At 70.0% G+C, this 5,767-nt stretch carries 6 protein-coding genes; 1 reads left to right on the top strand and 5 read right to left on the bottom strand.

The features are described 5' to 3' along the window. Positions 1-271: 271 nt before the first annotated feature. The 5 genes from ACFWEP_RS30445 to ACFWEP_RS30465 form a co-directional block, all read right to left on the bottom strand. Positions 272-541 carry a hypothetical protein gene (locus tag ACFWEP_RS30445; protein ID WP_387374883.1) on the bottom strand — a complete coding sequence of 90 codons (270 nt, stop codon included), beginning with the start codon at positions 539-541 and terminating at the stop codon, positions 272-274. Positions 542-787: 246 nt separating this feature from the next. After that, positions 788-2,017, bottom strand: coding sequence for an acyl-CoA dehydrogenase family protein (locus ACFWEP_RS30450; protein ID WP_387374885.1), 1,230 nt, complete (start codon positions 2,015-2,017; stop codon positions 788-790). 4 nt (positions 2,018-2,021) lie between these two features. After that, the gene (locus ACFWEP_RS30455; protein WP_387374887.1) at positions 2,022-2,504 is read right to left on the bottom strand and encodes an SCP2 sterol-binding domain-containing protein; all 483 of its coding nucleotides are present in this window, start codon (positions 2,502-2,504) and stop codon (positions 2,022-2,024) included. Positions 2,505-2,641: 137 nt separating this feature from the next. Continuing rightward, positions 2,642-2,905 carry a hypothetical protein gene (locus ACFWEP_RS30460; protein WP_387374889.1) on the bottom strand — a complete coding sequence of 88 codons (264 nt, stop codon included), beginning with the start codon at positions 2,903-2,905 and terminating at the stop codon, positions 2,642-2,644. A 198-nt stretch (positions 2,906-3,103) separates the two neighbouring features. Further along, entirely contained in the window at positions 3,104-4,324 is a 1,221-nt protein-coding gene (locus ACFWEP_RS30465; RefSeq protein WP_387374891.1) for a helix-turn-helix domain-containing protein, read from the bottom strand. A gap of 813 nt (positions 4,325-5,137) precedes the next feature. On the opposite strand from ACFWEP_RS30465, the gene ACFWEP_RS30470 reads away from it, so the two are divergent. Next, a complete protein-coding gene (locus ACFWEP_RS30470; RefSeq protein WP_387374893.1) occupies positions 5,138-5,713 on the top strand; it encodes a hypothetical protein in 576 nt (191 codons plus the stop codon). Positions 5,714-5,767: the final 54 nt, after the last annotated feature.

Genomic DNA, 5,767 nt, shown 5'->3' on the forward strand with positions numbered 1-5,767 from the left:
GGGGCCGGTGGCCCTGCGGGGGCGGTACCCCCGGGCGGGCTGAGCGCGGGCCGGTGTGGTGGGCTTCGGGGGGCGGGGCCGGGCCACCGAAACCCCGGTCGGTCAGCGGATGCGGCGGCCGGCAATCTCACGCGAAAGCCCGGGGATCGGCGGCCGTGAGGTGGGGCGCCCGTCTCCGCTCGCTCCGGCGCCCGGATCGGGCCCCGAGGTCCGGTCAGCGGCAGGACGACGACGGCCGACGCACGCGCATGCCCGCTCCGGTCTCCGGTGCCTACTTCTCTCCGAACGGAGCCGGGCCGCTCCCCTGGATCTCCACGGTTCCGGAACCGGCCTTGCCGGACGTGGCGATGAACTCCCCTTCGCGACCATCGGGCAGCCGCAGGGTGGCGGGCCCGTCGTCGAACCACTCGACGGAAGGATCGGCTTCGAGGGAACCGCCCCACGACCGCGTGCCGCGGTCGACGTGGGCGGCAAGGTCTGCGGTCACGGGAACCTCGTCGCAGCCGATGAGCGCGGCGGCCGGTCCTTGATAGGTAGTCATGGAGTGGAGTGTGCCCGCAGAATCCGACCTTGAGCGGTCGAGGATTCCGCACCGGTGAGTCGGCGCGGGTCGCGGCATCCGACGAGAGCGCGGCCCGCACCCGGCGGACGGCTTCGCCCCGGTGGAGCGGGACATCTTCACACAGGGGCCCGGGTCCCCGCCGGTGCGGTTCACCCCGGCCGGCTGAGCGCCGGCCCGTGAGGTGGGCTTTCGGTGGCGGGGCCGTGCCACCGAAAGCCCGGTCGGTCAGCGGATGTGGCGGCCGGTGATCGCGCGGGCGATGACCAGGCGCTGGATCTCGCTGGTGCCCTCGAAGATGGTGTAGATCTTCGCGTCCCGGTACATCCGCTCCACCGGGTGCTCCCTGCTGTACCCCGCGCCGCCCAGGATCTGGACGGCCTTCTCCGTGGCGGCCACCGCGAGTTCGCCCGCGCGCAGCTTCGACATGGAGCCCTGGCCGGCGTCGAAGGTGCGGTCGTTACGGGCCATCCACGCGGCCTGCCAGATCAGCAGGCGCACCGCCTCGATCTCGGTGCGGATGTCGGCCAGCGCGAACGCGAGCGACTGGTTCTCCACGATGGGGCGGCCGAACGCCTCGCGCTGTCCGGCGTACTCCAGGGCGTACTCGTACGCGGCGCGCGCGATGCCGAGGGCCTGGGCGCCGACGGTGGGACGGCTGACCTCGAAGGTCGCCATCGCTGCCTGGCCCTTGGGAGCCTGTCCCTTCGCCGTACCGCCCTCACGGGCGCGGGCGAGGCGGGCGTCCAGTTTCTCCTTGCCGCCGAGGAGGCAGTGGCCGGGTACGCGCACGTCGTCCAGGAACAGGTCCGCGGTGTGGGAGGCGCGCAGGCCCAGCTTCTTGATGGTGCGGCCGGCCTCCAGGCCGGGGGTGCCGGGCGGCACGATGAAGGCGGCCTGGCCCCGGGCGCCGAGTTCCGGCTCGACCGAGGCGACGACGACATGGATCTCCGCGATGCCCCCGTTGGTGATCCATGCCTTCTGGCCGGAGAGCACCCACTCGTCCTTGGCACCGTCGTACCGTGCCCGGGTACGCATCGCGGAGACGTCGGAGCCGGCCTGCGGTTCGGAGACGCAGAAGGCGGCCACCTTCGGGTCGTCCTGGTCGCCGTAGCACTGCGGGACCCACTCGGCGAGCTGGTCGGGGGTGCCGGAGGCGAAGATCCCGGCGACCGCGAGCGAGGTGCCGAAGAGGGCCATGCCGATGCCCGCGTCGCCCCAGAACAGCTCCTCGTTGGCGATCTGGAGGGAGAGGCCGGTCGGGTCGCCGTACATCTCGGCGAGCGACTCGAATCCGTAGAGCCCGATCCGGGCGGCCTCCCTGATGACGGGCCAGGGGGTCTCCTCCCGGGAGTCCCACTCGGCCGCCGCCGGACGGACCACCTCGGCGGCGAAACCGTGCACCCAGTCGCGCAGATCCCGCTGTTCCTCGGTCAGAGCGAGGGAGAAGAAGCTCATCGGATCACGCCTTCGGGATGTCGAAGTAGCGGGTGAGGCCCGCGGCCAGACCGACGTCCCCGGCAATCTTGAGCTTGCGCATCATGAACATGGTGATCGGATTGCCGTTGCCGGAGACCAGCTTGAGGAAGTCGGCATCCGCCATCACCAGTGTGGTGCGGGGCTCGGCAGCCGAACGGCCGCGGGTGACGGAGCAGTTGCCGTCGGCGATGGCCGTCTCGTAGACCTCTTCGGTCTCGTCGGCCCCTCCGGTGACCTTCCAGCGGATCAGGGCCGTGACCCCTCCGGCCGCGTCCGGCCGGAACTGCTGGCGCATCCGGTCGAAGACCGCTCCGAGTATCCGCTCGCGGAGTGCGCCCCGCATGACCTCGTCGAGCTGCTTGACGGACAGGCCCTTGACGATCCGGGCGAACTCCTCGGGCGAGACGGCCGCGAAGTCGAGCCGGGACAGCTCCTCCGTGAGCTCGTCGCTGCTGTGGTCGGCCACGCCGGTTCCTTACTCTGGAGTCAACTTACTTTTGAGTAAGGTAAGGCCGCCGTCGCACGGTTCGCAAGCGGTCGCGCGGGGTCGGGGGTGCGGGGGTGTGGATGTGCGGAGGTGCGGACGCGCGCGGTGGACCGACGTCAGCGCCAAGGCCCCGGACGAACCGTCAGTCCCGGATGGTGGGCGGCGAGCACCTTGTTGGCGCGGGCGAGATCGGAGAGCGCCTGTTCGCGGTCGGCCTGGTCCTCGACACCGAGCAGTGGGCCGCGGAACCTGCGGACCTCGCGGGCCGCGCAGTCGGCGTCGAACTCGGCCTGCAGCACGTGGGCCGGTACGCAGGCGCCGATCAGCGCCGCGACCCGGTCGGGAATCGGTACGGGAACGAGGAGATGTGAGGCGGGCATGGGGGTTCCCTCTCGGTCGGTCGGCAGGAGGCGCTGCGGTCGTGGTCGCCCCGAAGGGTGCCCAGCGTCTCCCTGTCTACGGCACACGGGTCCGGGTTTCTCATCGGATACGTCTTGTTGCCGCAACCGTTTGGGACTGACCGGCTATTTCCCCTTACTCGGGGGTAAGTTGACTCGCCGCGCGCTGTGTGGTGGTGGTCACCGTCGTGCGGGGCCGTCCCCGCCGCGGGAGCGGAGCCGGAGCGCCCTCAGGACGGCCTCGGTGGAGAAACGGCTCTCGGGGTCGACCAGTTGCTGCCCGAACAGGGACTCCAGGCTGCGCATGCGGTAACGGACCGTCTGCGGGTGGACGTCGAGCAGCTCGCCCATGTGGGCCGCCGTGCCCCGGGTGTCGAGCCAGATGCGCAGCGTCTCGATCAGCCGCTCCCGCCGGGTGGCGCTGAGGGCGGAGACCGGGGCGAGTTCGCGCTCGGAGAGCTGGTCCAGCAGGGCCGTGTCGGAGAGCAGCCACAGGGTGATGAGGTGGTCCTCGGCCAGGATGAGCGGGGCGTCGTCGATCACGCCCGTGTCGACCAGTTCGAGGAGCCTGCGGGCCCAGCGGATCGAGTCCGGGGCGTGGGACGGCGGGACGGTGAGGCCGACCGCCGCGTGCGTGCCCAGCAGGGCGTGGTCGAGCATGCGTCTTCGCGCGTCGTCGATCGGGCCCGGGATGAGCATGTTGGGCTGAGGGTCCGTCAGGTCGGCGAGCACGTCGCGGTCCAGTGCGAGCCGTCCCAGGTCGGGGGAGGGGCGCAGGGCGACCAGGGTCACCTGCTCCGGCATGGTCCAGCCGGTCTGCTCACAGAGTTCGGCGATCGCGCTGCGGGGTGCCGGGCGGCCCGTGAGGATCAGGTGCAGCAGGCGGCGGCGCAGGGTCTCGGCGTGGTCGTCGGTGGCCGCCCGGACTTCCAAATACCCCTCGCGGGAGAGGGATTCGAGCTCGTCCACGTAGGTGAAGAGGGCGTCCGCGAAGGTCAGCATCATGGTGGGGGAGAGGTTGTACCGCCGTCCCACCTTCTTCGCGCGGCGTAAGGCGATACGGGCACCGAGGCGGTAGGCGCCCTGGAGCTGGTCGAGGCCCCGGCCCTCGTACGCCTCGAACCGGCCGAACCGCCGGCACATCTCGTCCCGCAACGGGGTGGGTGCGGACGGCCGCGCCACCTGTTCGACGAAGACGGAGATGCTCTGTTCCAGGCCGACCCGGATGCCTTCGCCGTGCGGGCTGTCGAAGAGCCGCGCGTACTCCGGGTAGGCGCGGGTGACCTCCAGGCCTATCTCCCGGATGAGGCTCGGGAGTTCGGGGCGGACGATCGCGGCGAACTCCTGGGGCAGTGGTCCCAGAGGTTCCCCGAGGTCCGAGGGCTGCGAGACTGCCGGCATGTTGCTTTACCCCTAGCTCTCCCGTGCCCCGACGGCGGCGAGCAGGGGGAGAGCGCTCCCACATGCCGCCAGGTGCGTACCCATTGGAATCTTGAACATAGAGCACGTCCGAGCGCGTGGACACCGGTGCGACGACGGGAAGTACGCGGAGTGACTATGCCGGTGGCGACTTTGAGCCACTGACGACCCGGAATCCGTCAGTCCTCTTCCCGGAAGGGCTCGGACGCGGCTTCGCGCGGGAATGTCGCGGCCGCCCGCGTGATAGCGCGCACGAGCCACAATTCCGCGGTGCTTTACCGGAACGGGAGAGATCCGAAGGCGTGGTGCGCATTCCTCGACGGTCCGTACTAATTCCGCCCGGGGAGCGATGTCGGACCGATCAATCATCAATCATCGCTCACGGGTTCGCCGGTGCCGCGGCCTCATCAGGCCGGGCCCCCTCCTGTCCGGTATCCCGCTCTGACATGGGAAGTTGTGAGCAATGGGGGCGCGGGTCGGCCCGGTGGGGGCTGGTGACACGATCTCGCGGACCGCCCGAATGCTCACTTCTCGACAAGAACCGGGAGGCGCTCGGCCGGCGCTTGCTCGCTGACCAATAAAAGACCGGCCGAAAAACACTCTTTCGGAATTTCTTCAGCAAGGCTGTTGCGGAGGCACGTTACCCGCCCGTAGCGTCATCGGCGAACGCAAGCGGTCGAGCGGTCCGTCAGGGCGGGCCGCCACTTCACACCACCCTTGTCCCCCCGGATTACCGCCTCTTTCCGGAGACGAGTATGTCCGGATCGGGATACTCTCCCCCGAAGGGAATCCATCGTGAACACCCTTGCCCGCAGAGCCGCCGTCGTCCTCGCCGCCGGTGGCGCCGCCCTCGGCATGACCGTCTCGTCCGCTTCGGCCGGTGTCCAGGCACCGTGGACGGTCACCCCGTCCGGCGCCTACTCCGCCACCGCCTCCGGCCCGACGCTGAGCGTCCCGCTCGCCTCCCTCTACTGCACGTCCAGCACCGCGACCGGCAACCTGGCGTCGAGCACCACCAACACGGTCGGCACCATCGGTTCGATCACCTTCACCGGCTGCAACCTGGCGGGGCTGAGCTTCACCGTGACGATGGCCGTCTCGCCGTGGAACATCAACGCCACGTCCAAGAGCGGCAGCATCGTGACCGGCAACGTCAGCAACGTCTCGGCGAAGATCTCCGGCGTGGGCTGCACCGCGACCTTCGCGGGCACGGTCAACGGCACCTACAACAACACCACCTGGGTCCTGGGCCTGAACGGAACCGGCACGCTCAAGGCCACGGCCGCGAACTGCCTCGGTCTGATCAACGTCAACGACGCGGCGGCCTTCAACGGGAACTACCTGGTGAACACCCACCCGGTGATCTCCTAGTACTCGCACGGCACATGAGCCTCCGGGCCGACGGTGAGCAGCGACCCTGCCACC

Source organism: Streptomyces sp. NPDC060198 (assembly GCF_042728415.1).
GTDB lineage: Bacteria > Actinomycetota > Actinomycetes > Streptomycetales > Streptomycetaceae > Streptomyces.